At 39.7% G+C, this 25,835-nt stretch carries 22 protein-coding genes; 12 read left to right on the forward strand and 10 right to left on the reverse strand.

Annotated elements, in window-relative coordinates:
* Nucleotides 1-15: 15 nt before the first annotated feature.
* The 4 genes from AC2D3N_RS10310 to AC2D3N_RS10325 all read right to left on the reverse strand — a co-directional run bounded on the left by AC2D3N_RS10310 (nucleotide 16) and on the right by AC2D3N_RS10325 (nucleotide 9,848).
* Entirely contained in the window at nucleotides 16-1,311 is a 1,296-nt protein-coding gene (locus AC2D3N_RS10310) for a glycosyltransferase family protein (protein WP_079678917.1), read from the reverse strand.
* A 197-nt stretch (nucleotides 1,312-1,508) separates the two neighbouring features.
* Complete coding sequence (locus AC2D3N_RS10315; protein ID WP_484693545.1) at nucleotides 1,509-6,905, reverse strand: trifunctional serine/threonine-protein kinase/ATP-binding protein/sensor histidine kinase; 5,397 nt, start codon at nucleotides 6,903-6,905, stop codon at nucleotides 1,509-1,511.
* A gap of 726 nt (nucleotides 6,906-7,631) precedes the next feature.
* Entirely contained in the window at nucleotides 7,632-8,417 is a 786-nt protein-coding gene (locus tag AC2D3N_RS10320; protein ID WP_079678914.1) for an endonuclease/exonuclease/phosphatase family protein, read from the reverse strand.
* Nucleotides 8,418-8,426: 9 nt separating this feature from the next.
* On the reverse strand, nucleotides 8,427-9,848 hold the full coding sequence (locus AC2D3N_RS10325) for a dihydrolipoyl dehydrogenase family protein (protein WP_484693546.1): 1,422 nt from the start codon (nucleotides 9,846-9,848) through the stop codon (nucleotides 8,427-8,429).
* A gap of 118 nt (nucleotides 9,849-9,966) precedes the next feature.
* Here AC2D3N_RS10325 and AC2D3N_RS10330 point away from each other — a divergent pair, with 118 nt between their 5' ends.
* The 4 genes from AC2D3N_RS10330 (at nucleotide 9,967) to AC2D3N_RS10345 (ending at nucleotide 13,549) form a co-directional block, all read left to right on the forward strand.
* Nucleotides 9,967-10,098 (forward strand): element excision factor XisH family protein, encoded by a 132-nt coding sequence (locus AC2D3N_RS10330; RefSeq protein ID WP_484693547.1) that lies wholly within the window; start codon nucleotides 9,967-9,969, stop codon nucleotides 10,096-10,098.
* On the forward strand, nucleotides 10,095-10,244 hold the full coding sequence (locus AC2D3N_RS10335) for an element excision factor XisI family protein (protein WP_484693548.1): 150 nt from the start codon (nucleotides 10,095-10,097) through the stop codon (nucleotides 10,242-10,244). The genes AC2D3N_RS10330 and AC2D3N_RS10335 overlap by 4 nt, the downstream gene beginning before the upstream one ends.
* Nucleotides 10,245-10,767: 523 nt before the next feature.
* Nucleotides 10,768-12,174, forward strand: coding sequence for a helix-turn-helix domain-containing protein (locus AC2D3N_RS10340; protein ID WP_484693549.1), 1,407 nt, complete (start codon nucleotides 10,768-10,770; stop codon nucleotides 12,172-12,174).
* Entirely contained in the window at nucleotides 12,164-13,549 is a 1,386-nt protein-coding gene (locus AC2D3N_RS10345; protein WP_484693550.1) for a hypothetical protein, read from the forward strand. The genes AC2D3N_RS10340 and AC2D3N_RS10345 overlap by 11 nt, the downstream gene beginning before the upstream one ends.
* A 20-nt stretch (nucleotides 13,550-13,569) precedes the next feature.
* Here the strand turns inward: AC2D3N_RS10345 and yidD are convergent, their stop codons facing one another.
* Entirely contained in the window at nucleotides 13,570-14,118 is a 549-nt protein-coding gene (gene yidD, locus AC2D3N_RS10350; protein ID WP_079678909.1) for a membrane protein insertion efficiency factor YidD, read from the reverse strand.
* A complete protein-coding gene (locus AC2D3N_RS10355; protein ID WP_484693551.1) occupies nucleotides 14,106-14,354 on the reverse strand; it encodes a hypothetical protein in 249 nt (82 codons plus the stop codon). Before AC2D3N_RS10355 ends, yidD begins: the two co-directional genes overlap by 13 nt.
* Before the next feature lie 212 nt (nucleotides 14,355-14,566).
* Here AC2D3N_RS10355 and AC2D3N_RS10360 point away from each other — a divergent pair, with 212 nt between their 5' ends.
* The 3 genes from AC2D3N_RS10360 to AC2D3N_RS10370 all read left to right on the forward strand — a co-directional run bounded on the left by AC2D3N_RS10360 (nucleotide 14,567) and on the right by AC2D3N_RS10370 (nucleotide 18,741).
* Nucleotides 14,567-15,601, forward strand: a complete 1,035-nt coding sequence (locus AC2D3N_RS10360) for a hypothetical protein (RefSeq protein ID WP_484693747.1) — start codon at nucleotides 14,567-14,569, stop codon at nucleotides 15,599-15,601.
* A 288-nt stretch (nucleotides 15,602-15,889) separates the two neighbouring features.
* On the forward strand, nucleotides 15,890-17,005 hold the full coding sequence (locus tag AC2D3N_RS10365) for a diguanylate cyclase domain-containing protein (RefSeq protein WP_484693552.1): 1,116 nt from the start codon (nucleotides 15,890-15,892) through the stop codon (nucleotides 17,003-17,005).
* Between the two features lie 323 nt (nucleotides 17,006-17,328).
* The gene (locus AC2D3N_RS10370) at nucleotides 17,329-18,741 is read left to right on the forward strand and encodes a sensor histidine kinase (protein WP_079679571.1); all 1,413 of its coding nucleotides are present in this window, start codon (nucleotides 17,329-17,331) and stop codon (nucleotides 18,739-18,741) included.
* Here the strand turns inward: AC2D3N_RS10370 and AC2D3N_RS10375 are convergent.
* From AC2D3N_RS10375 to AC2D3N_RS10385, 3 genes are all read right to left on the reverse strand, one after another.
* A complete protein-coding gene (locus AC2D3N_RS10375; protein ID WP_484693553.1) occupies nucleotides 18,738-19,535 on the reverse strand; it encodes a PHP domain-containing protein in 798 nt (265 codons plus the stop codon). The genes AC2D3N_RS10370 and AC2D3N_RS10375 overlap by 4 nt on opposite strands.
* Before the next feature lie 123 nt (nucleotides 19,536-19,658).
* Complete coding sequence (locus AC2D3N_RS10380; RefSeq protein ID WP_079678903.1) at nucleotides 19,659-19,970, reverse strand: cupin domain-containing protein; 312 nt, start codon at nucleotides 19,968-19,970, stop codon at nucleotides 19,659-19,661.
* Nucleotides 19,971-19,982: 12 nt separating this feature from the next.
* Nucleotides 19,983-20,825: an alpha/beta fold hydrolase gene (locus tag AC2D3N_RS10385; RefSeq protein WP_484693554.1), complete on the reverse strand. Its 843-nt coding sequence runs from the start codon at nucleotides 20,823-20,825 to the stop codon at nucleotides 19,983-19,985.
* 88 nt (nucleotides 20,826-20,913) lie between these two features.
* On the opposite strand from AC2D3N_RS10385, the gene petM reads away from it, so the two are divergent.
* A complete protein-coding gene (gene petM, locus AC2D3N_RS10390; RefSeq protein WP_079679570.1) occupies nucleotides 20,914-21,015 on the forward strand; it encodes a cytochrome b6-f complex subunit PetM in 102 nt (33 codons plus the stop codon).
* Here the strand turns inward: petM and AC2D3N_RS10395 are convergent.
* Entirely contained in the window at nucleotides 20,989-21,750 is a 762-nt protein-coding gene (locus AC2D3N_RS10395; protein ID WP_484693555.1) for a hypothetical protein, read from the reverse strand. The two genes, petM and AC2D3N_RS10395, sit on opposite strands and share 27 nt — an antisense overlap.
* A gap of 130 nt (nucleotides 21,751-21,880) precedes the next feature.
* Between AC2D3N_RS10395 and AC2D3N_RS10400 the strand changes: the two genes are divergently transcribed.
* From AC2D3N_RS10400 to AC2D3N_RS10415, 4 genes are all read left to right on the forward strand, one after another.
* On the forward strand, nucleotides 21,881-23,044 hold the full coding sequence (locus AC2D3N_RS10400; protein WP_079678899.1) for a GuaB3 family IMP dehydrogenase-related protein: 1,164 nt from the start codon (nucleotides 21,881-21,883) through the stop codon (nucleotides 23,042-23,044).
* Nucleotides 23,045-23,387: 343 nt separating this feature from the next.
* Nucleotides 23,388-23,732: a thioredoxin gene (trxA, locus tag AC2D3N_RS10405; RefSeq protein WP_079678898.1), complete on the forward strand. Its 345-nt coding sequence runs from the start codon at nucleotides 23,388-23,390 to the stop codon at nucleotides 23,730-23,732.
* Nucleotides 23,733-23,927: 195 nt separating this feature from the next.
* Entirely contained in the window at nucleotides 23,928-24,995 is a 1,068-nt protein-coding gene (locus AC2D3N_RS10410; RefSeq protein ID WP_079678896.1) for an LOG family protein, read from the forward strand.
* Between the two features lie 279 nt (nucleotides 24,996-25,274).
* Nucleotides 25,275-25,739 carry a nitrate reductase associated protein gene (locus AC2D3N_RS10415; protein ID WP_484693556.1) on the forward strand — a complete coding sequence of 155 codons (465 nt, stop codon included), beginning with the start codon at nucleotides 25,275-25,277 and terminating at the stop codon, nucleotides 25,737-25,739.
* The last annotated feature ends 96 nt before the right edge of the window (nucleotides 25,740-25,835 follow it).

Consider the following 25,835-nt stretch of genomic DNA (forward strand, 5'->3'; position numbering starts at 1 on the left):
CAATCAGACCAGTAATCAAGGCATTGTCGGAATGATATCTAGGTCTTTGGGGTGGGTATTGATATCCCCCTGGGAAATGAAATCGGGATTTGTCGCTAAAATTGCTTTAGCTTCTGCCATATCTCGGCGGGTTGCTTCGCGCAGTTGTTCTCGCAGGGCGGGCATGGCGGCCAAAGCCCTTGTCCAGTCGGGAATTTCAGCCGTGACCGGATTTTGAAAGAATTCCTGACCCGCTTCGGCGATCACTTTTTCAAAGACATCAATAATCGCTTCTTCGTGATGACGGTCATACTGCATATTATTAAACCGAGCATCGACAAAATATTGGCGGGTAAAATCCTGGGCTTCCCGTTTGAATTTAATTCGCAAGGTATGAATTTGTTCCCTAGTCACCACCACCCGTTCGGTTTCGATTAAGGTACGCAAAATCGACCGCAGAATATCAGCGCACATTTTGCGTAATCCTTCGGTGGGAGATTGACCAATAGTTTGATGTTTATGGTCGAAGTTACCTAAATCAATTTGAGCAATTCTTTGGGGAACAACATTGCGATAAACCTCCGCTAATAAACCAATTTCTAGGCCCCAATTGCTGGGAATTCGAGTATTAAGGGCGATATCATTGGTTAGGGCAAATTCTCCAGATAGGGGATAACGATAGGCACTTAAATAGCGCAGATAATTGTTATAGCCATATAAATCCATCAGTGCCACCAATAACGGGGTGACAAATAGACGCATCACCCGACCATGGAAACTTCTAGGTTCGCCGCCCAATCGGGCATAATAGGCTTTATTAAAGGAAATCCCTAGTTCTTTTTCCAGCAGGGGAAATAATAGTTTCAGGGGATAGGATTTATCGTAGGTAATAATATCAGCATCGTGCAGGGCAATCACTTCGGCTTGCAGGGATACCACCCCCAAACCAATCCAAACCGCCCGACCCTTGCCTTTGAAGCTCATCAGGTCTAGGCCTTTTTCTCGCAATTTTTCTAAAAGTTGGTTGACTCTTGGGCTATTTTCCCAAATCACCAGGGTAGGTTGGGGTAGAACACTAAAAAAATGAACCGCTTTTGTATATTCTTCTAAGGTCTTTGCATACAAACAGACCACAATGGTATTAACGAAATGACAGTCTTTGAGGCAATCTCGAATCCGGGTCAGAGCGGGTCTTTCCAGTTCTTCGTATAGGGCTGGAATCAAGACCGCCGTGGGGCAAGTTTCACAAAGTTGGATAAGTCGGGCTTCTAATAAGTCGAGATCGCAACCAAAGTCGTGAATTGTGGTAATTAATTCTTGTTTATAGTCCATTATGGTGACCCAACTCCCAAGATAGCCAGCGACTTACAAAGTCCATCTATGCTAACACTCAATGACAAAAAAGGATAGAATTTTTTACAGAAAAATCAACGCCGTGGCGGCTCCTTGATTTATTAATCAGAATAAAAGGTTAACAGAGGATGTGTCAGATTGGGTCGAACTTACCCCTACAATTTTAGAATGCCTAATCACTTGGCTGCTAAAATGAGGGTAAAATCAGTTCCTTCACCTAAGACGGAATTGACTTGAATCTCTCCCCCATGTTTTTCTACCACAATTTGACGGGCGATCGCTAGTCCTAAACCTGTCCCTTTCCCCACTAATTTCGTTGTGAATAAATGGTCAAATATTTTTTGTTTAACATCTTCAGTCATCCCCTGAGCATTATCAGCAATATTAATCTTCACTTGGTTATCTACTAAAGCAGTTGTAATGGTAATCCGATTAGGATTTGCCTGAATTTCTGCCAAACTGCGATGGGTATTTGACTCATCTAAAGCATCGAGCGCATTGGCCAAAATATTCATAAATACCTGATTCAGTTGACCTGGAAAACAATTGATTTTGGGTAAATCACCATAGTTAGTAATTACTTCAATTGCCGGACGTTTTTCGTTAGCTTTGAGGCGATGTTTCAGAATTAAAATTGTACTATCAATCCCTTCATGAATGTTAAATGGTACTTTGTAATCTCGATCAGCCCGGGAAAAAGTGCGGAGCGAAGTGCTAATATTTTTCAGGCGATCGCAAGCCATTACCATGGAATTTAATATGTTTGGCAAGTCTTCTAAACTAGAATTTAAGTCAATTTCTTCGGCATGGCGTTGAATTTCTGCACCAGGATTTGGGAAAGTTTGTTGATAGAGTTTTAAATGTTCAACTAGGTCAAAAAAAGTCGGTTTAGCTTGTTGTAGACTAGCATAAATAAACCCTAAAGGATTATTCATTTCATGACCAACACCCGCAACCAAATTACCCAAAGCCGACATCTTCTCATTTTGTACAAGTTGTAAATGAGCGTTTTTCAGATCGTTTAGTGCGTCTTCCAAGGCTTGGGATTTTTGCTGTTCTCGCTCATACAGTCGGGCATTTTCCAGAGAAATTGCCACCTGAGTACAGATTAAATTCAGAAGTTCAACCCGATCACGGGTAAATGCTCCGATCGTCAAATTATTTTCCAGATATAAAACTCCAATCAAATTTCCCTGATTCAAAATCGGGCTACAAAGGATACTTTTTGGCTGATATTTGTGAATATAAGAATCAGCAATAAATCGGTAATTTATCGCCGCATTAGCTAATACTAAAGGTTCCCTGGTTCGCTCAACGGTATTAACTAAACTAATTGCTACATCTAAACTTGATTCTAGGGGAATTGAGGGTAAGAGTTGCGGTGGTTTTCCCTCCTCTACCAAAGCAACTAATTCTAACGAACTATCTTGTTTAAGTAGTAACACACACTTACTCGCTCCGGCATTAGCAATCACCATTTTTAGGAGAGTAGTGATTAATTGATCCCGTTCAATTTCCCGAGAAATCGCTTGAGAGGCTTTGATCAAAGTTGCCAAATCTAGGGCTTCAGAGATACTGGTGGAGGTTTTAGTCCCAGAAATCGTTCCCCCGGTGATCGTTTCCTGAACAGAGTCCATAACCCGAGGTTGTTGCAGGATGGGTGTTAGGAGTTGGGGATAGGATTGTTCTAAATTAGCAATTTTAGCTTTGGCTCCCCAACGGGCATAGCAGTAGTAGGCTTCTTGCATATATCCGGCGGCGATTTTCTGTTTGTCCCATTCCCAATAAAACCTGGCGGCGAGTTCGTTGGCCAGTGCTTCTTCTTGAATAAAGCCATGGGTTTTAGCCCCGGCAATCGCCCGATCATAAAATTCGATCGCCTCGGCTTTGTGACCTAAAATCCGCTCCTGTTCCGCCCGAATTAAATCACATTTGTGGGCAAAATTCATCGGTGCTAGAGTCGCCCAGTTGATCAGCCGATCCAGATCCTGAGTCACCGCTTCACTGATGGGCAAGGTCTTGGTATTAGCCAGTAACGTCAGGGCATGATAGAAATAAAACACGCCATAGAACACCGTCCCAATAATACTACCAATAGTTTTCTCGGCAATTTCTGCCCTTTCTAGGGCGTTTTCTGGTTGGCCAAAATGGTAAGCTAGAACCAATTTATGGGCATTAACACTGCCGATGGAGTAGGTATCTCCAGCTAATTGATGTTGAGGAAATCGGGTGGTTTCATCGTAAGCGCTGCCCACGAGTTGCTGCGGATCATCGGCTTCACCCGTCCAATTTAAGACGGCCTGTTGATGAATTTGATGAAAGTTCAGAGCGGTTGTTTGATTGAGTTGGGCGATCGCCTCGCCATAGGTTTGCATTTCTTCCCGGAGTTGGAGCAGTTCATTTCCCGTCGCATAAGCAAGCTCACATCGGTTATGGACACAGTAGGCTGCGAACTCCAAATCTCCCGATGCCAAACCCGCTTGATAACCTTCAATTAAAGGCATCAATACCGTGTGAATCGGCTGTTGCCAAATCCGCACAAAGGGATAAACTAAATTGATAATTTTGGCTTTAAAACTCGATGCTTTCAAGGTTTCCATCAAGGCGATCGCAATATCCGCCGCCCGATTTCCAGCGACAATTTCTCCCCCATAGGCACAAAGAATTAGTCCATAGGTGGAATAGGCATAGGGGGTTTGAATTGCATTGCCAAACTCCAGGGATAACTCAATTTGTTTGAGGACAATTAACGGATAAAGTTCTGGGGAACCCATGTAGGCAGCCGAGGCCATACTGCTAAGAATATTCATCGCAGCCAGATGTTTAGGATCGCTCATCGGGGGTAAATTCATCACATTCTCAATCCTGAGTCCCTCGCCAATGGCCTCCAGAGCCTCTGGAATCATGTCTGGGGTGGGATGGGCGGGTAACTCCACATCCAACTGTTTCAGGGTTGTGCGGGCGACCTGAATAGCCTCTGATAATTGATTCTGGGCGATTAAGGATTGAATTTGAATTTCTAAAATTTTGACCTGTTCTAGGGGGCTGGAGGTATGCTGGAGAACTGCTTTTACCCAAGCCTCTACCCGCTCAAATTCCCCAATCAGACAGGCTGAATTAGCGGCTTCGGTATGCAATTCTAAAGTGAGAATCGGCTGTCTTTTCCAGGGATCAGAATTGTCAGTGTCTAACAGTTGTAGCCCCAGGTCACAATATTGGGCTGATGCCGGGTAAGCCGCCGAGAGTCGGGCTTTTCGCCCCGCTATCAGATTTAGATTAGCCAGATGATCTCGTTGTTCGGTGTTAGTTATTCGGTCGAGGCCTAGGTTAAATTGACTAACAATGGCAAAAATTTTCTCATCGAGTTGCTCCGGTGCGGTTTGAGCTAATAGCAATTGACCAATTTGTAAATGCAGGGCGGGTTTTTGGTCGTCGGGAATTAGGGAATAAGCCGCTTGTTGGACGCGATCGTGCAGGAATTTATAATGGGCATTAGCAGTGGGGTTGACGCTGGAAATCCCGTCAGATTGGGTAAAGAATTTATAGACTTCCGTAATCGGAACAATTAACCCTTCTTGTAAGGCTTTCCATAGTTTATCCGCCATTGAGGTCAGAGATTGAGAGGTTTCTGAAACGATGGCTAAAGTGGCTAAATCAAACTGCGCTCCAATACAAGCGGCTAATTTTACTACCTCCTGAGTTTCTATTGGTAACTTCTGTAATTGCAATGCCATGAATTCCACGATATCATCGGTAATTGCTAAGGCTTTGACTTGGGAAAGATCACATTGCCAATGCCAAATATCCCAATTGAAGCTAATCAGTTTTTCATCATATAATGCTTTCAGAAACTGGGTGATAAAAAAGGGGTTTCCTTGAGTTTTTTGATGGACTAATTTTGTTAAAGGTTGCGTCAGAGATGATTCACTATGCAGTGTATCTACCACTAAGCAATTTAGATCTGATTCACTTAAAGGGAGCAAAGTCATTGTATTCACAATCGCCCCGGTTTTCCCGATTTCATCTAAGGTTAATATCAAGGGATGAACGGGGTAAACTTCATTATCTCGATAGGCTCCTAATATTAATAAATGTCCGGTATCTTGGATTAATAGTTTGAGTAAATTCAGTGACGCTAAATCTGCCCATTGCAAATCATCTAAAAACATGACTAAGGGATGTTCAATGCTGGTAAAGACTTGCATAAACTGGGAAAATAGGAGGTTAAACCGATGTTGGGCGGCGCTTCCTGATAGTTCCGGTGCTGGTGGTTGTTGACCAATGATATTTTCTAATTCGGGAATCACATCAATTAAGACTTGTCCGTTATCTCCTACTGCTGCTAATATTTGGGTTTTCCAAGTTTGCAGTTGACTCTGGGATTCTGATAATAATTGTCCGATTAAATCACGGAAAGCTTGTACAAAAGCACTGAAGGGAATGTTTCGTTGGAATTGATCATATTTGCCTTTGATAAAATAACCCCGTTGACGGACAATGGGTTTATGCACTTCATTAATTAGGGCAGTTTTCCCAATCCCAGAAAAACCTGCAACTAGCATTATTTCGGGGTTTCCGGTGCTGACTCTTTCAAAAGCTGCTAAGAGTTGAGTTACTTCTGGTTCTCGACCGTAGAGTTTTTCGGGAATTAAAAAGCGATCGCACAGATCCCGTTGTCCAATTTTAAAGGTTTTTATTTTACCCGTTTCTTGCAGTTGAGTTAAACAATTTTCTAAATCATATTTCAGCCCTAAAGCACTTTGATAGCGGTCTTCTGCATTTTTATCCATCAATTTATTAACGATTTCCGAGAGTACCTGGGGAATTTTTGAATTGATTTTATGGACTAAGGGTGGTACTTTGGCAATGTGACAATGGACTAACTCCATCGGGTCATTGGATTGAAAAGGTAATTTTTTTGTGAGTAATTTGTAGAAAGTTACACCTAATGAATAAAAGTCAGTTCGATAGTCAACTCCCCGATTCATTCGTCCGGTTTGTTCGGGAGAAATATAGGTCAGTGTTCCTTCTAATACGTTAGGATTAAGCAGTATTTGTGTTTCTCTAGGCAGCAAGGAAGCAATACTAAAATCAGTTAATTTTATTTGTTTGGTTTCGGGATTAATTAAAATATTACTGGGTTTAATATCTTTATGAATAATCCGCTCTCGGTAGAGTATATCTAAGATATTGCAAAGGGTAATTGCTATCTGTAAAAAATCACTTAAAGAGAGGATATTTTTCCCTTTAACTACCCATTCTTGCAGAGACATCCCCCCAAAATCTTCCATGACTAACACATAGCCATTTTTGTAAACTTCTAGGCTATAGGTTTCGATGATTAGAGGGGATTTGAGATGTTTAGTAATCGTGTATTGATTGCCAAACTGTACCAATTCGCTAAAGGTGGGATAATCGTTTTTCAGCCGTTTAATGATCACAGATAATTGGTCACTGTTACGAATAGCCCGATAAACTAAAGTGCGACTTCCTGAATAAACTGTTTCGACAATTTGATAGTCAAGAATTTGAACGGTTGTGTGAGGGTTGCCGTTTTTTAGGGAGTGATCCATAGCTGTATTTAAAAATTGATTAATGTGAGGTTAGTTAAATGTGTATTTAATAAAGTTTTGTGATTAATTTTTTCACAATTGATGGCTGTTTACTTGATTTTTTGGTAGTTTTATTAGAATTTTATAAAAAAAGTCTGGGAGATTGAAAACTCAGAGGCTTCAGCCCACCAGATGAAAAGCGACCCAAGGGAATTTATTCCCCGTGAATATTCTCATGGATTTATGCTACCATTTACGGTAACAGGAAAAGGTAAACAACCTGTCTAAAAACCTAGTCGCCTAACGGCAAAACGCGCTCACCTTGACAATTGAATCTATAGGGTTCTACTGCACAGTTCTAGTTTTCCCCCAGCAGTGGGTAAAAGATTCATGGGAGCTAGACGAACAGTTTTCAAGTAAAAAAGAACTCGCAGCAGTTCGACAGGCTCACTGCGAATAGGGTAGGGCATACCCGAATTCACGCTTGGGGAGAATCCCACCTCTGGTTGAAGCACTGCAAGGTACTTTGATTAAGTGGTTTCGTTGAACCAAGAATCTCAGTGTTTTTAAACCTGAGAGTGTCAACACGATCATTAGGGAATAACCCAAAATTTGCCCAATTTTTGAACAGACAAATGATCAGTTGGTCTAAGTATTTAAACTGGTGATCTGGTGATCACCAAGCTCAAAAGTATTTCCCTAATCGTCGGAAAATTATTATTTATTGGTTAGATTAAATCCATTTATCTACTCAACAACTGGATTGAATTCTGCAATGACGGGAAAATGATCCGACGGCCAAATATAATTAATTTGATTAACGTCAATGTTCACAGATTTTAATAACATCCGATAATCATAATAAATCGTATCAACGGCGGCGATCGCTTCACCTGTAAAATTATGAAAGGTTTGTTGAAATTCTAAAGGAATATCGGATAAACTATCTAGTAATTGAATCCCATTAGCAAGGGGTTTTAATAAAGTTTGACGTTCTTCACTATGGGGTTCGGCGTTAAAATCTCCGGTCAATATTAATAAGGAATGCTCCAGATTAACTTGATTTAAGTATTTTTGAATTAACGGAATACTCAATTTTCGAGATTGTTGACTATAATAATCTAAATGGGTATTAAAAACGGTGATTTGTTGTTGGGTTTCTCTGGAAATAAACACCCCGCAACTCACGGATTTAGGGGTAGAATTTCCCCATTCTGAACTGATACTTCCGACCAATTTAGGAGTATTACTTAACCAGAAATCTTTTGATTCAATACATTGGAACGTTTTAGTTTGATAAAAAATAGCACAATGTTCTCCAGTTCCATTGCCAATTTGATCCGTGCCAATACTTTGATATTGGGGTAATAATCTGTGTAAATCTAAGAGTTGATGGGCTGTTCCTTCCTGGGTTCCAATAATATCAGGGTTGTGTTTTTCAATTAATTTAGCAATCGCATAACGGCGAAACTTCCAGTCATTGTTACCTTGATCGGGTTTATCATAACGAAGATTTAAAGTGATAATTTTCATAGGGTAAGATTAAAGCGATCGCCTCCAATTAAAAAATCGTTCTAAAAGCGTTTGTTGCCAAGTATTCGCTGCATATTTTTGTTTTTTTAACAATAATGCTGCTTTACTATTAACTTCCGATAAAGTCGGATAAATATGAATCCCTGTCAAAGCGGAAACCTTCAAACCATGAGACATGGCCAAAACAATTTCATGAATTAAATCTCCGGCGGATGCACCCACTAAATGAGCACCTAATATCTCACCATTCCTCCGAGTAATAATTTTAGCAAATCCTAGGGTTTTTGCTTCAGCAATGGCACGATCAACTCCCCCAAAAGGTTGTTTTAAAACACAAATATCCTCCCCATACTGTTCCTTTGCTTGTTGTTCTGTTAACCCGACTCTAGCTAATTCAGGATCGGTAAAAGTCGCCCAAGGTATGACCCGATAGTTAACTTTACTAATCGGAAAAAATAGCGCATTCGTTAACACCACAACAGCCTCATAACCCGCAACATGAGTAAATTGATACCCGCCAATGACATCTCCGCAAGCGTAAATACACGGATTAGTGGTTTGGAGTTTATCATTAACTTGAATCCCCGATGGATTTATTATAACACCCGCCGCTTCCAAATTTAAGGATTCAATATTAGGTACTCGTCCCACGGAAACTAAAATTTCATCGGCTAAAATGATATTGTTCCCGGCAATAATTTTCTTTTTGCCATTTTCAATTTCTATGCGTTCAGCTTTAGTATTATTTAAAATCACAATATTTTCCGATAATAATTGATTCTGAACTACCTTTGCCGCTTCGGGATCTTCTTTCGGTAAAATTTGATTTCGACTCGATAAAATTGTCACCTTTGACCCTAACCGAGAAAAGGCTTGTCCCAGTTCACAGCCTATGGGCCCTCCTCCAAAAATTGCTAAGGATTCAGGACAATCTTGTAGAGAAAAAACCTGTTCATTGGTGAGAAAACCTGCTTGATTTAACCCTGGAATATTAGGAATAGCTGCCCGGGAACCCGTGGCAATTACAAAGGCTCTAGCGGTTAGTTTACGCCCATTAATACCGAAGGTTTTGTTATCTAAAAATTCACCATCTCCAAAAATAACCTCAACTCCTAAAGATTCAAACCGCTCGGGAGAATCATGGGGTTGAATAGTAGAAATAACCTGTTGAACATGACTCGCGGCTTTAGCGAAATTAATGTTATAATTATCGGTATAAATCCCAAATTTTGCTGCATTTTTAACTTCATAAGCCACCCGAGAGGCATGAATTAAAGACTTACTAGGAACACAACCAAACCATAAACAATCTCCCCCTAGGCGATCGCGTTCTACTAAAGCAACTTTTGCCTTTAATTGGGCAGCGGCACTGGCAACCACTAACCCCCCAGAACCACCTCCAATCACCACCAAGTCATACTCAACGGCCATAATTTTACCTTTAAATTGTAGAAGCTGGATTTCTTCAGCTATCTTTCTATTATGCAGCAAAAAATGCCTTGGTTAAAGATGGCTGGACGATTACGAATGATCCATTACGTTTTGTTTGTTGTATCTGGCTGTTCGTAAAACAACCTATCAAGCGATTTTTTCTGAGCCAATTGGACAGTTAGTGATTAACAAATATCGAGTTAATTTATTGATTTTTGAAAGTCAAAAGGAGGAAATTGTTCAGAGGTGATTGGCGATAAAATTTGGATACATCGAGATGGATTAGAGGATGGAATTGCCAATGAGTTAGTCAAGGCAGGAATTCCCAAAACTCAAATTGTCTTAGGGTTTCATCCCCCTAATATTCGTCCTTACACGGAGTTTGCTGTTAATTGATAATAAAAAGGGGCGGGTTTAGTGAAATTTCTAGCAGGTATTCGAGATATTGGCGAACCCGCCCCTACGGGAATTGTGTTGAATTAAGCGGAGAGAAAATCGGATGAAGAATAGCGAATCGTGCTATTAGCTACAGCTGATGATTTTTCATGCAAGTTTATTCCTATGTTCTCCTACTTAGGATCACAAGAATAGCAACCGTCTTTTGTCTGTTCGCAGCAAACTGTACTAGCAGATGCAATACCCAAAGATCTCCACCCCAAACTAGGGGTTAAAAATAATAAAATTAGGCTAAATATAATTAGCTTGAATGGTTTATTCATGGTGTTTAAAGATTGCTTTATGGTGTTTGTAATTACCAGATTAAAACTTACTTGTTTAATTGTCTGTAGATGAAAGTTAGTGATTTAAAAGTTAATTTAGGTAAGGGAAAACTTTGTTTGAAGGATGCAAAGTTAATTAAAGTCAATCAAAGTGAGTTATAGTTATTATTTCAAGCTGTAACTTACCACCAGATAGACTAATGGACATTAATGCGGCTTTGGATTTTATCAGTTCACAACTGATGGCTAAGAAGCTCAAAACCTTGAGTACCCTTGAAACTACTATCTTGAAAGAAGCGTGGAAGGGTAAAGATGGCAAAAGTTATGACGAAATTGGAAATAGCGAGTACCTTGATGGTGGAAGTGTTAAGACGGCTGCATACAAACTTTGGCAGAGATTGTCAACAATATGTGAAGACAAGGTAAATCGGGATAATGTACAAGCGGTTGTAGAGCGTTACTATAATAAAGTTGGTTTAGCCGAGGCTACTGTGCCGATTAATAGCTCATTAACTGTTAATATTGAAACAATTGATTCAGAAGATCACAGAGAATGCCATCAAATTGAAATTACTTTAAGAGAGAAAACAAATTGGGAGCAAAAAAAGTTATTTGGTATTAATACAATCCTTGAGCAACTCAGAGATCATCTCCAAACTCGTGATGATTATTGGTTGATGAGTATTACGGGTGCTGGGGGAATCGGAAAAACTTCTTTGACGGAAAAATTAGTGGGTGAATATGCTGCTGATGCAGGTTTTTTTAAGTTAGCTTGGACTATGGCTAAAAGGACTTATTATTTAGAACCCAATATGTCAGTTAAAAAAGACAACAATAAAAAAGATATCAATACAGATTACATGATCTATGATATCGCTTCACAATTAGACATTAATTTACCTCCTGCAAATCAAGATTATTTTTTAGCCCTGCAAAGAAAATTAACATCCGAACCTTATTTAATTGTTATTGATAATTTGGAAACATTACCCGAATATCAAAAGCTTTTAGCTAGATTTAACCCTTTTGACCCAATGTGCAATATTAGACCCAGTAAAGTCATATTTACTTCTCGTAAAGATCTAAAAGCTAATAATTGTGCAGTGAGAGAAATTAAGTTACCTGGTATAGATAAGTCAGCGACTTTAGAGATGATTCGACACCAAGGTCAAGAATTAGATATTGTCAAACAAGCATTAGATGAAGAATTAGAGCCAATTTATCAAAAAACAGAGGGTAATCCTTTGATGATTTCATTGGTGATGAACTTATTAAGAATCTATGACGACCCTTTATTAAAAATTTTTGAACGATTTGAACAAGATCAAGATATTCAAGAGTTTTTATATGAAGAATCTTTAAATTCACTTTCAGATAATGCTCTACTGATTTTAAACTTAATGATTAAGTATGCTGCGGGCTATTTAATTCCTAGTTCCGACCTGCAAAAACCATCGGGTTTGAATAATGATGAATTTAGACAAGCAATAACAGAGTGCAGTCAATTTAACCTTTTAGATAGCAGTCGCAGTCTGAAAGACGAATCCCGATATTCAATTCATAGCTTACTTTATGAATTTTTAAGGAGAATTCAAGATGAACATTAAAACAAAAAATCAATCGATTAATCGTCGAGAAAGTCTAAGAAATAGATTACGTCGAAATGATCTGGAAAATGATCATCATTTGAATCTTCTTTTAGAAAAATCTGAGGATGAAATAGATTTAGCTAATGTGATTACGGCTTTAAAAGATAACTCTAAAAATATCCAATATTTACCACTTTGTTCCCAATTGTTAACTAAATTTACCAATAAAGCCCTACAAATTTTAGAGAGAACTCAAGAATGGTCTGATGAAATTAAACTTATTCTAAAAGAGTATGAAATCAATTATAAAAATCCACCTTATAGTCTATATTTTGCACAATTCAAATGTTTAACACATTTATCAGTTTCTGATCCTGAAGCGGAATTATCTATCAATAAAGCAATTGCTTTAGAAACAGATGAATCTCAACAAATTGAATTGAAATTGGCATTAGCAACTTACTATGAAAATAGTAGCCAATATCAAAAAATGAAAAAAATTCTTGATCAGTCTGAAATCCTATGTAAGCAAAATCCTAATTTAGATCAACAGTTAGCAATGACTTGGCTTTTTTTAGGGCATTACTATTTTTATAGATTCCAATTTCAGAAATCCAGAGATTATATGAATCAAGCTAAAAATCTTTTAGAGATTATCTGCAAACAGGAAAAAAAAGAAAATATAAAAATTTTAGGATTGTTTGGAAATTGCTTACATTATTTAGGTCGAGTTTATTTTGCACAGTATGATTTTGTGACCGCGGCTCAACTCTATATTAAAAGTCAACAGATGCTGGAAATCGAAAATTTTCCTACTAACAAATCTACTTTAGCTGATAGCAACCCAGCAGCAACTGGATTTTATCATCTAAGATTAGGTCAAGTTTTAGAAGCGTGTCAATTGATTGAAAGTGCAGATTATCACTATCAGCAAAGCCAGAAATTATTTCTTGAGTGTGGTGCTGCTTCGGGTCTAATGCAAGTATCTTTGATTCGAGCAAATTTGATAGGTAGTTATGTAGATAACTCGACCTTTAACAAAAAAAGTATCTTGGAAAAACAAGTAGAACAAATTAAGAATGCAGCGAAAGATGCACAGGCTATAGGTTATAATCGGGGCTATCTTGAAGCCTTATTACGTCTATTATTTCTGTATCTAAAATATGGGAAAATATGGGATTTAATTAAAGTATGTTTTGCTATTGTTACAGCCTCTGAATTTTATCAACTTATTAATCCAAATACTTTTATGTCTGGATTCCAACTAGCAATAGGGCTATATGGTATGGGGCCTTATTACATCGCTAAATTATACCAAAAGCAAAAGCAAAAACCTAGGACTATTCTCAAAGTTTGCCCTTGCCACGATCCTGAATGTAGGAAACTTAGATGAAAAATATCAGGTATTCCACCTTAAAATAAACTACAATTTGCCCCGTCACCACAATCCGTGATAAAGCAAAATGAAACTTCACAAATTCCTGCTAAAATATCTTCAGGTTTGCATTGACAGTTTTGATTAATTAAGTTCTGACACGGACGCTGTTTTTTTTGTGTTTCACTATAGAGAATCAGAGCGGCAGTTTTACAAGATTTGAAGCGTTGATTGGCTAAGGGAATAGCATCAATTATACCATATTTTTTAATCAATTTTTTAATATATTGGGAGCAAGAATCAGTCTTGTGTAAAACTCGGTATGCACAGGAGAATCCTTTACGCGGTGAAAGATATTTTTGATATCCTGTAATTGCTGCGATCGCCATGATGCAGGCATCAACAAAATCAATTCTACTATCGATATATTGTTCTAAACCGATCAAATATGCAATTTCAACCAATGCGACCTGGGGAAGAAAAATCTGTTGATACTGTAAGTAAATGGGCGTTACGTCAGCATGGCGTTGATCCAAACGATTAACGAGAGCGACAACAAAACCAGTATCGGCGATTACTCTTTCCATGTAAAACCAGAGGTTGAGTTCAGTTCTCGATTCAAGATTTCCTCAGACTGGGTTGCCAAATCGGGTGAACCTGCAAAAAGACCAATTAGGGGGTCTTTTGACTGGGGAATTAGGGCAATTTCTCCTGTCGAGGGTGGCATTTTTTGTTCGACTAACTGCATAATTTGACTGGCTAGATGAACCTGATCGGATAAGCTCAATTGTTGAGCCGCCTTGAGGAGTTCTTGAACGTTCATAAGAGATTTTTTAACAAATTTTATTGAGGGGTTAGATCATACTTTCTATTATATATTCCCAGAGTGTTTGGGCTAATTTATAACAAAATTACCAAATCTAACCAACAACAGATAGCCTGTTTGAACTGGACACAACAGCCGCAGAAGAACTCCAGAGGTTCCCGAATTGTGCAATAATGATCCGGGCAGTCTCCCAACCCAACGTGCGTCCAATGGCCGACAGTCCCCAAATCCCCGATGAACTGATCCAGGTTTTAGCTGAATTTCAGGATCTGCATTTTGAACTCCCTGATCCAGAAGCGGAAATTCCTGAATTGGATTTTGAACACCAAATTGATGTCGCTTGGAAAGTTTGCGATCGCTTTGACTTGCAAACCGAAATCTGGCGCGGCAGAATATTAAGAGTTGTTAGAGATCGAGAAAAAAAAGGCGGAGAAGGACGGGGTACAGGCTTTTTAAATTGGTTAAAAGAACGGGAAATTAGCAAAAGTCAAGCCTATGCTTTAATTGAATTAGCTAATAGCGCTGATGCCCTATTACTTCAAGGTCATCTTAATCCCGATGCGATTAATAACTTTAGTAAAAGGGCATTTATCGAAACCGCAAAAGCCCCCGCAGAAGTTCAACAAATGGTTAGTGATGCGGCTTGCAATGGCGATCGAATTACTCGCCGTGAAGTCCGACAATTAAATGATGAATGGACGGCAATGAGTTCCGATTTAATTCCCGATAGTATTCGAGAAAAAGCCACGGAAGGCGCAATGCCACCTCGCTATTTAGCGCCTTTAGTGCGAGAAATGGAAAAACTACCAGAAGTTCATATTACGGAATTACAACGGGAAATGATCGAAAATCCCGATGTAGATACGATTAAACAGTTAACATCAGAAGCCAAAAATTTATCAAAATATTTGGATGCGGCGGGTCAAGTTCAAGCCTTAAATCAATCTTCTGTGGATATGGAAATGGCGTTAGAAGAAGCGTTGCGGGTGGGATGTTTAAATACGGCTTCTGATTTAGTTAAACAGGCAACTGTCCTCGAACAAACTATGGTTAAACTCCATAGTAGTTGGAAACGAGTGGGTAGTTTAGCGGATAGATTATATGTGGATACCGGAGCAAGTACCCCCCATTTGCGATCGCTTTTAGGCTGTTTAGAACAGTTAGCAGGTCAAATTATTGAAGTACAATTAGGCGATGGTAGTGAGGGCAAAATTCGCCTACAAATTCTATCGGATAACGATTAAAACCAAGCGGTGGGTTGGCGTCAGGGCTATGGTAGCAGCACGCCATCGCCCGCTATGATTTCCTAAACTATAATTTCCTAAACTATTAAGCATTTTAACCATAGATTCCAATGTAAAATATAAATCCTAGCGATCAAAGACGCACAAAATCACCCAGGGCTTTGTCAACGCACCCCCCAAATATTAATTAAAAACTTAGTTATTATAGAGGATAACTGATCTGATGTAAGATTCTGGAGATCTGAATCAGTTACAAGATCATCTCTTTACAAACATCATCAAAATTGTATGCTAAGTTGCAACGGATTTGAGCTATACAACCTGTTCCCGAGTTCTACTGCTATTTCCTATCCTAATCTATCATCAACCCTGCAAGATCAATGTTTATATGATTGTCAGGTAGATACTTCGGAAACTGGAGAAGTAGTTACTAATTATTTTAACTCTAACCCTTTATTACCTGGGGTAATTTTAACAGAAAATAACAATTTTTTTGGGATGATTTCTCGACAACGATTTTTAGAACGGTTAAGCCGTCCCTACGGCATTGAACTATTTTTAAAACGTCCTTTAAAAGTATTATATCGCTGGGAAAATAAAGAAATCTTAGTTCTAGCGGGTTCTACACCAATTTTAGAAGCCACTCAAACCGCTTTACAACGCTTACCCGATTTAGTTTATGAACCTATTGTGGTTGAACTTTCTCCCCAGATTTATCGACTGATTGATATGTACCAACTGTTACTAGCTCAGTCTAAAATTCATCAATTATCGAATCAAGTTCTCCACAAATTATATCAGGAATTACAAATTCAAGCCAGCCTAGATGGATTAACTCAAGTCCCCAACCGTCGGTTTTTTGACCAATATTTTGATCAACAATGGTCACAACTAAAATCCACTGAATTTCCCCTATCTCTGATTTTTATTGATGTCGATTACTTCAAAAAGTATAATGATACCTACGGACATCAAGTGGGAGATGATTGTCTTAAACAAGTGGCTCAAGTCATCGCCCAAACTTTAACATTAAAACCGGGTTTAGTGGCTCGATATGGAGGGGAAGAATTTGTGGTTGTGTTACCCAAAATCGATCAAAATGAAGCGGTTTCAATAGCCGAAAAAATCCGAGATAATCTCAAATTTATTCAACTTGATCATCAAAGTTCTTCGGTGAGTTCCTATGTCACATTGAGTTTGGGAATTGCTACCGCAGAATTTGGAAATCCAGAAACCATGAAAACGATTAAAACACCCGGAGATTTAATTGTTATAGCCGATCAAGCCTTATATCAAGCTAAAAATCAAGGACGCGATCGGGTGATTTGTTCGAGTTTAAGACATCCCTATCTTTGGGTAACAAATCCCGCAATTTCACTTCAAAATTCCCGGAAAGATAGCTAAAATTACACAATCATATTGTTGTTTTTTAAACCTGTATCGCGGGTGATAGGAGTATGTATCCCCATTAGTTTAAGAACAGGTAAATAGATTAATAATAGGTTAAATTTAAAATTTTGCTTCAAATTATAAATTATAGAATAAAATGGAGTAAAGGCTTTTCAGGGTGAAACGGTATCCTTTAAGCTGTTAAGGATTTGAAAGACACTACCCCAGTCATCAATATGACTAAATTGTGAAGATTTTACGGTTTTTGAATCGGTAATTTAGATGCAGCAACAGCTATCCAATCAATTGAAATTCAATCTATTTATTTTGACATGATTATGCTCACTACTTACTCTATGGAAACGTCATCCTTAATGCCTGCTTTTTCATCAATTAATGAGTTAAATTTAGGGTCAACCCTGAAAGATTTATCTTTGTATGATGCTCAAGTTGATGTCAATCAACCGGGAATAATTCTGACTCAGAAGTTAGAAGAAAATCCCCTGATTCCCGGGGTGATGCTAACTCAAAATGGTCAGTTTAGCGGAATGATTTCTCGACGAATATTTTTAGAATGTTTAAGTCGTCCCTATGGACGGGAATTGTTTTTACAACGGTCTATTCGTTCATTACAAAGGTTTGCTCAAAGCCAATTATTAGTTTTATCAGGAGACACCTTAATTGTAGAAGCAGCCCATCGAGTTGTCAAGCGATCGCCTGAATTATTATATGAACCCATTGTAGTTCAGTTAACAGAAAATCGTCATCAACTTCTCGATATTCAACAATTATTAGTTGCTCAATCCCATATTCATCAATTAGCAACTGAATTATTACGTCAACAGGCTCAATCCCAACTGATTCAAACTGAAAAATTAGCCAGTTTAGGAAAAATGGTCGCTGGAGTTGCCCATGAAATCCGAAATCCTGTCAGTTGTATTTTAGGAAATTCTAGCTGTCTGTTAAATTATTATCAAGATTTAATTAAGTTAATTCAAACCTATGAAGACAATATCCAAAAACCTTGTCCTGCGATTGATGATGTTAAAGCCGAAATTGATTTTGAATTTTTGCAGCAAGACTTAGGAGAAGCAGTTAAAAGTATTTTAGTCAGTTCAGAACGTCTGAGTCAACTGGTTAATAGTTTGCATAGTTTTTCCCACATGGATGGTAGTCAACGGCGGGAAATCAATATTCATGATTGTCTGGATGGAACATTATTAATTTTAAAAAATCGTCTAAAACAGGGAATTGAAGTCGTCAAAAACTATGGTGATATTCCCTTAATTAAGTGTTATTCGGGTCAACTGAGTCAAGTGTTTATGAACCTAATTTCTAATGCCATTGATGCGTTAGAAGAAACTGATCAACAGTCTCTCAAAATTGAGATTAATACCCAGGTTAAAACCCTATCTGAAGATCAAATATATCCGGCGCAGTTAGCCCAACTTTCTCAGGGAAATCGATTATTATATTGTTTACCCACTGACAAAAAAATTGATATGCTTGATATTGATGTGAACTCAGAATGGCTATCAGTTTCTATTCGGGACAATGGAATGGGTATTCCCCCAGAAATTCAAGCTCGAATTTTTGATACTTTTTTCACCACTAAACCCGCCGGAAAAGGAACCGGATTAGGATTAGCGATTAGCTACCAAATTATTAGTGAAAAACATGGGGGTCAACTCAATTTTATTTCTAATTTAGGATTGGGGACGGAATTTGAGATTTTACTCCCGATTATTTAAAAACTGATCACTGATTGTTTCAGTAGTTCTAATAAACTTAGAGGTAAATTAAACTGATTAATTTCTCCGATTCCATGATAATCACTCCCCCCCGTTTTTAATAGATTATATTCTTCACAAAGGTTTTCTAACCGTTGAATTTGTGATAAACTATGGTGAGGATGATAAACTTCTAAACCCATTAATCCGGCTTCAAATAATTCTTGAAAAACTGTTTCAATTTTTCCCCCTTGATATAAATAAGGATGAGCCCAAACCGGAATCGCGCCGCAGGATTTTAATAATTTAATCCCATCAATACTCGAAAATCTGTCATACTGAACAAATGCAGGTTTATAATCTCCTAACCATCGGTCAAAGGCTTCTTTAGTAGACTTAACATAACCCGCTTTGACCATCGCCATGGCAATATGGGGACGCGCAACTGCCATCCCTTCTCCCATGGGTTCTAACTCAATTGGATAACCCAGCTCAGCCAGTTTTTCTATGATCTGAGTAGCTCTATTTTTGCGTCCATTTAAACGTTCTTTTAGGGGAGTTTCCAATTTATTTCTATTAGGATAAAATCCCAAAATATGCAATGATCTTTCATTATGAACGGTTGACAATTCCACACCCGGGACAATTTCTATACCGTAGAATTGTGCCGCCTGAAACGCTTCTTCCCAACCGGATAAAGTATCATGATCGGTAATCGCTAATGCCTTAACTCCAGCCTCGGCGGCGACCTTCACCAGTTCCGTTGGAGTCAGTTGACCATCGGAGTAGGTGGTATGACAGTGTAGTTCTAACATCGGTTAATTAATCTCCCAGGGATTCCTTGCTTAGAGTATAGTCTGAAGAATCCCGAATCAGAATTAATCCGCCTGAAGATTTCTTTTCCTCCGGTATTCCCTGTCATACCGTATTTCTTAAGATTAAGGTGCGGATAATGTTAATAAAAAAGCCAAATTAGACTCTGCTTTTAAAGCATGGGGGGCGTTAGCAGCCATGATAATAAAAATCCCAGGTTCTAATCTAATATCTTCCCCATTTAAGGTAAAAATTCCTTCTCCTTCTAATACCTGAACTGTAGCATTTCGACTTGAGGTATGTTCAGAAATATCGGTTCCTTTTGCCAAACAAAATAGGGTATATTGGCAGATGTCATTTTTCCAGAGCACTGAACTGAAAATTCCCGATTCTGAATAGTTGATTTTGTCTTTTAGATTTAAGATAGTTTGAGTCATGGTTGAATCCTTTTACCAAAGTTGATGGGTTTGCAAGAAATCCTGAATAGTTTGATAGAGTAAATGGGCCTGTTCTGGAGAAAATCCCCCGTGACCTGCCCCTGGTATTGTTAATAATTGATTAGATACCCCTAATTCATCTAGCTTGAGATGGAGTTTAACCGCTTGTTGGTGGGGAACTAATCCATCTTGATTCCCATGAATGGTTAAAATCGGAGGTAGTCCCGGGCGAACGTAATTAATCGGGGAAATTTTAGTCGCTAATTCCTGAATATTAGGTTGTTGACCGAACCACATCAGAGCATAATCTTGGCGGTTAACTCCAAATAAAACATCATTAACATCCATAATCCCAAATAGATTAATAATCGCCGCAACTTTTAATTCAGGTGGGTTTCTATCTTCACCCGTTTCTGCTAATAAATCAAATCCGGCAGAATTAGGTAAAATACTACATAACGTGGCTAAATGTCCCCCGGCTGAACCACCAATAACGACAATTTTATTGAGATCAAATTGATATTCAAAACCATGGGAAAAGACCCAACGCAAAGCACACCTAACATCTTCAACCGCCGCCGGAGCTAACGCCACATTCCCTAAACGATACTCAACATTAACAATCGACCATCCTTGGGTTAAAAATGGGAACAGTTGGGGCAGGACTTCCTCTTTGCTTCCTGATATCCAACCACCACCATGAACCGCCACCAAAGTTTTATTGACTCCCTTGAGGTTCCGTGGTTTGTAGATATCCAGATGAACTGTAACATCATTAATCCGGCGATAGGGAATATTGGGCAAAACTTCAATTCCTTCAAATAGGAAACGTCCCAGTTCAGCAAAATTGAACATAAATTTTAGTTAGGCGTTAAGGCCATGATAAGGGGTGGCAACGATCCGATACAATAAGCCTTAACTATCATAAATGGAGATGAAATACATGACTGGCGAAATTTTCTCAACCGCGTTCCTGTGCTTTTCCCTAATTCTGGTGGGTCTGGGTGGTGGCTTTCTGTTACTGAAAATCCAAGGCGGAGAATAGGGAGCAGGGGAGCAGGGGAGCAGGGGAGGCAGGGGAGGCAGGGGAGGAGGGGAGGAGGGGAGGAGGGGAGGAGGGGAGGAGGGGAGGAGGAAGAAAACTTTTATGTTTCTTTATGTTCCTTTGTGTTTCTTGGTCTTTGGTCTGCACGTTTGTTTCCTCTGTTTCTTCTGACTCCGCAACAGTCAACAGTCTAACTGGGATAGTGAGCATTGCTCGGTGGGTGGCAAATATATTGATAAAACCCCCCACCCAGTCAATAACCTGGCATACTTCAGCAATTATCGCCTTTACTGCGTCTAAATCTTCTGCTTGAGACGCATGATAGTGCGCCCTGATTAGTGGTTTAATATCATCAATATTTTGCCATTCAGATTTAGGTTTGAGCGGAATATTAATATAATAACTATAGGCTTGATGATGCGCTCTCCTAACATTTTCAGGGTTTTGATTCAACAAGCGATCGCCTTTTTCTTGGACTAGGGGATGCAATTTATAGGATTCGCGTTGGCAATCATAATATAGCAGTTGCCGACGCTTGAGAGCCAGGATAATATTTTCTTTGAGTTCATATTTACTCACTTCTAGTATTTGAGTAGCAATTGCAGCAAAAGATAGGGGATATTCTGATCTGCCATGGCTGTGTTCATGAGTCACATCTACACTCAAAGGATTTTCACTTTTTATTACGGCTTCAACTTGCTCATATAGCTTTTTTTGATTTTTCTTTAAAGCCATTATATAATCATTTCCACCCGACTTTGAAACAGCCCTGCCCCCGTTCCCCATTCTCCCAGGTTCACGGACAATCCTTTGGCTCGATTGTGATAGTCTAATTAGAAATAGAGTCTTGGGAACACATACAAGAGTGGATATTGTAATTGGTCGGGGCAAGGTTGCCCGCAGAGCTTATGGCATTGACGAAATTGCGTTAGTCCCTGGACAACGCACCCTTGACCCGGGTTTAGCAGATACAACTTGGACAATTGGTGGCATTCAACGAGAAATTCCGATTATTGCCAGTGCCATGGATGGGGTAGTTGATGTGCGTATGGCTGTGGAATTATCGAAATTGGGAGCATTGGGGGTATTGAACCTAGAAGGGATTCAAACCCGTTATCAAGACCCAGAACCGATTTTAGACCGCATCACTTCAGTCGGAAAAGAAGGGTTTGTCACCCTGATGCAAGAATTATATGCAGAACCGATTAAACCAGAATTAATTACCCAACGCATTCAGGAAATCAAGAATGGGGGCGGAATTGCTGCGGTGAGTGCGACACCAGTTGGAGCGAGTAAATATGGTTTGGTGGTGGCTGAAGCCGGGGCTGATTTATTCTTTGTGCAAGCCACAGTAGTGTCAACTACCTTCTTATCTCCAGAATCTGTGATTCCTCTGGATTTAGTTAAGTTTTGCCAAGAAATGCCGATTCCGGTGATTTTGGGTAACTGTGTCACCTACGATATCACCCTAGAATTACTCAAAGCGGGAGCGGCGGGAATTTTAGTTGGGATTGGCCCTGGTGCGGCCTGTACCTCCCGGGGGGTTTTAGGGGTGGGAGTTCCCCAAGCGACGGCCGTGGCTGACTGTGCGGCGGCTCGCAATGACTATTATCAAGAAACCGGACGTTATGTACCGATTATTGCCGATGGGGGCCTAATTACCGGAGGAGATATCTGTAAATGTATCGCCTGTGGTGCTGATGGCGTGATGATTGGTTCCCCCTTTGCCCGGGCTAAAGAAGCACCCGGACGGGGTTATCATTGGGGAATGGCAACGCCCAGTCCGGTGTTACCCAGGGGAACTCGGATTCGGGTGGGGACAACCGGAACCTTAGAACAAATTCTGCGGGGCCCGGCTCAACTTGATGACGGGACTCATAATTTATTGGGGGCGTTAAAAACCAGTATGGGAACCCTGGGAGCGCAGACGATTCCAGAAATGCAACAAGTGGAAGTTGTGATTGCTCCTTCGCTGCTGACCGAAGGAAAAGTCTATCAAAAAGCCCAACAGTTAGGGATGGGTAAGTGAACTACCTACACTGAACTGAGTACAGGTATAGTGTGAGCCTTCTTGCTGTTTAAGGTAAATTTACGGAGGTTGGGTTTCAGGATTCTTGACGAAACTTGTTAAATCGTTGTAAAACTTACGACTCAACCTGGAATTATATGAAATAAAATGGCACAATAGAAGAAGCGGAGACGTATGTTTCCGTTCACTCCTCACACCACACTCCGCCTGGACTTTTGTTCGGGCGGTTTCTTTAGGAGATCATATTGAAATATAATCGGGAGTTATTGCTTTGTAGAAAGCTTGCTCAAATTAAGGGTAGAATAGACAAAAAGGTCTTTTATATTATCAAGGATGTATAGAGATGTCCAACGCCTTACCAGTTACTGATGCTAGTTTTAAACAAGATGTGCTTGAGAGTCCGATCCCGGTATTAGTGGATTTTTGGGCGCCTTGGTGTGGGCCTTGTCGTATGGTTGCACCGGTTGTAGAAGAAATTGCAGCGCAATATGTTGGACAACTCAAAGTAGTCAAGCTCAACACAGATGAAAATCCTAATACTGCTAGTCAGTACGGAATTCGCAGTATCCCAACTCTGATGATTTTCAAAGATGGTCAAAGGGTGGATATGGTTGTAGGTGCTGTCCCTAAAACGACTTTAGCATCTACTTTGGAGGGTTATATTAATTCTCCAAAGAGTAGCCAGTAGAATACTTTAATCATTGTTACCTGGGTTGATTACTGAACTCAAAAACGGGCTGAAAAAAAGAGTAGGTTTGAGTCGGTTAATAAAAGTGGTTTTCAATTCCTAGGAAAGTGATACTTGAATCTCAAGCTGATTATTCACGGGTATTGCGCCTTGGAACCTTGGATCTGAGGCGCTTTGTTTTAGGTGATGAATTTTATGGACTCCTCAGATATTAGTTTGGCGGTAGATCCTCTACAAGCAGATATTATCCAGTTAGTGGCTAAATTGCCGAATTTGAAGCATAAAAAATGGATTTCACGATCGCTTTCCAGTCTAGTTCGGATGGCTGGAGAGGAATTTGAAACCCTAGACTGGAAAATTATTTCGGCTTCTTTATTGGACTTAGAGCGGGGTTTTCAAATTTTTTATCCCTATCGCCATGTTCGCAAAATTTGTATTTTTGGTTCGGCTCGAATTCCTGCGGATACCCCGGAATATCAAATGGCGGCGGATTTTGCCCAATGTGTCACCCAGCAAGGTTTTATGGTGTTAACCGGGGGTGGAGGTGGGATTATGCAGGCGGGAAATGAGGGCGCGGGTCTGGATTTATCGTTTGGTTTAAATATTCAACTTCCCTTTGAACAATCTTCAAATCCTTATATTCACGGGAATAAAAAAGCGATTATGTTTAAGTATTTTTTCACGCGCAAATTATTCTTTCTGCGTGAAAGTGATGCTTTAGCGATGTTTCCCGGGGGGTTTGGCACTTTAGATGAAACCTTTGAATGTTTAACTTTAATTCAAACGGGAAAGTTCGGCCCAGCCCCGTTAATTTTGGTGGATCGTCCGGGGGGAGATTATTGGTATGATCTCAACCAATTTATTGAGAAACAATTGCTCAATCGAGGATTAATTTCACCTGATGATCCGAGTTTTTATACAATTACGGATGATCTGTCTGTGGCTTGTGAAGCGATCGCCAGTTTCTATCGTGTTTATCATTCTAGCCGCTATGTTAAAGATAAATATGTGATGCGGTTAAAGTCTGAATTATCTGATCAACAGGTGGAACAACTGAATACGGAGTTTCACGATATGTTATCTAAAGGAAGGATTGAGACAACTACAGCCCTCCCAGAAGAAATAGGCGACGATACGGAGAAATTACCCCGTTTAACCTTCCATTTTAATCAACGTCGAGTAGGGAGATTGTATCAAATGATTTATACAATTAATCAAATGGGGGCTACTTCCCCAGAGGCTGCTCATCCAGAGCAGAAATAGCAGGGGAGGCAGGGGAGGCAGGGGGAGCAGGGGAGGCAGGGGGAGCAGGGGAGGCAGGGGAGGCAGGGGAGGCAGGGGGAGCAGGGGGAGCAGGGGGAGCAGGGGAGGCAGGGGAGGCAGGGGAGGCAGGGGAGGCAGGGGAGGCAGGGGAGGCAGGGGAGGCAGGGGAGGCAGGGGAGGCAGGGGAAGTATCATTACCTATTACCTATTACCCATTACCTGTTCCCTGTTCCCTTTTGATAAAGAATTTTGAACACAACTCAAATAGGATTGCTATATATGAATAATTTGTTTGAATTTGAACAGGATTTTGTTGAATCTTTGCGATGTATTCCGATGGTTGTGCGGTATAAGTTAGATAGTTGTGGGGTTAAGTTAAAATTGGAACATTGGAATAAATTTAGTCAGGAGGCTCGTCAACAGTTAGTTAGCAATTCGATTAATACACCGGAAGAAATCGCGGCTTATCGGAGTTTATTATATGAATTAGCAGAACAATATACGAATCTTCCTCTCAAGGATTTACCGATTGAGGATCAACCGCTTTGGTTAGAAACAAAAAAATTACCCGATGACGTACAGAAAAAAGCAGGGGAAATCGGGGTTAAGATTACCTTAAAACAATGGCAAGATTTAAGTCCGTTACAACGATTTGCTTTACTAAAGTTAAGCCATCCTAGTCATGAAAATAAAAACTTTTTACCTGCTTTAAAGGAATTTAAAATCTTAGAAAACAGCCTATAGATTTTTTTATTAAAATATAAACTCCCTTGTGAACTTCATCTGTTAAACTTGGATTAGTTTTGCGACTCCCAAACCCATTCCATTAACTTTCAGGGC

This window comes from Planktothrix sp. PLAVEN19ND (assembly GCF_057220675.1).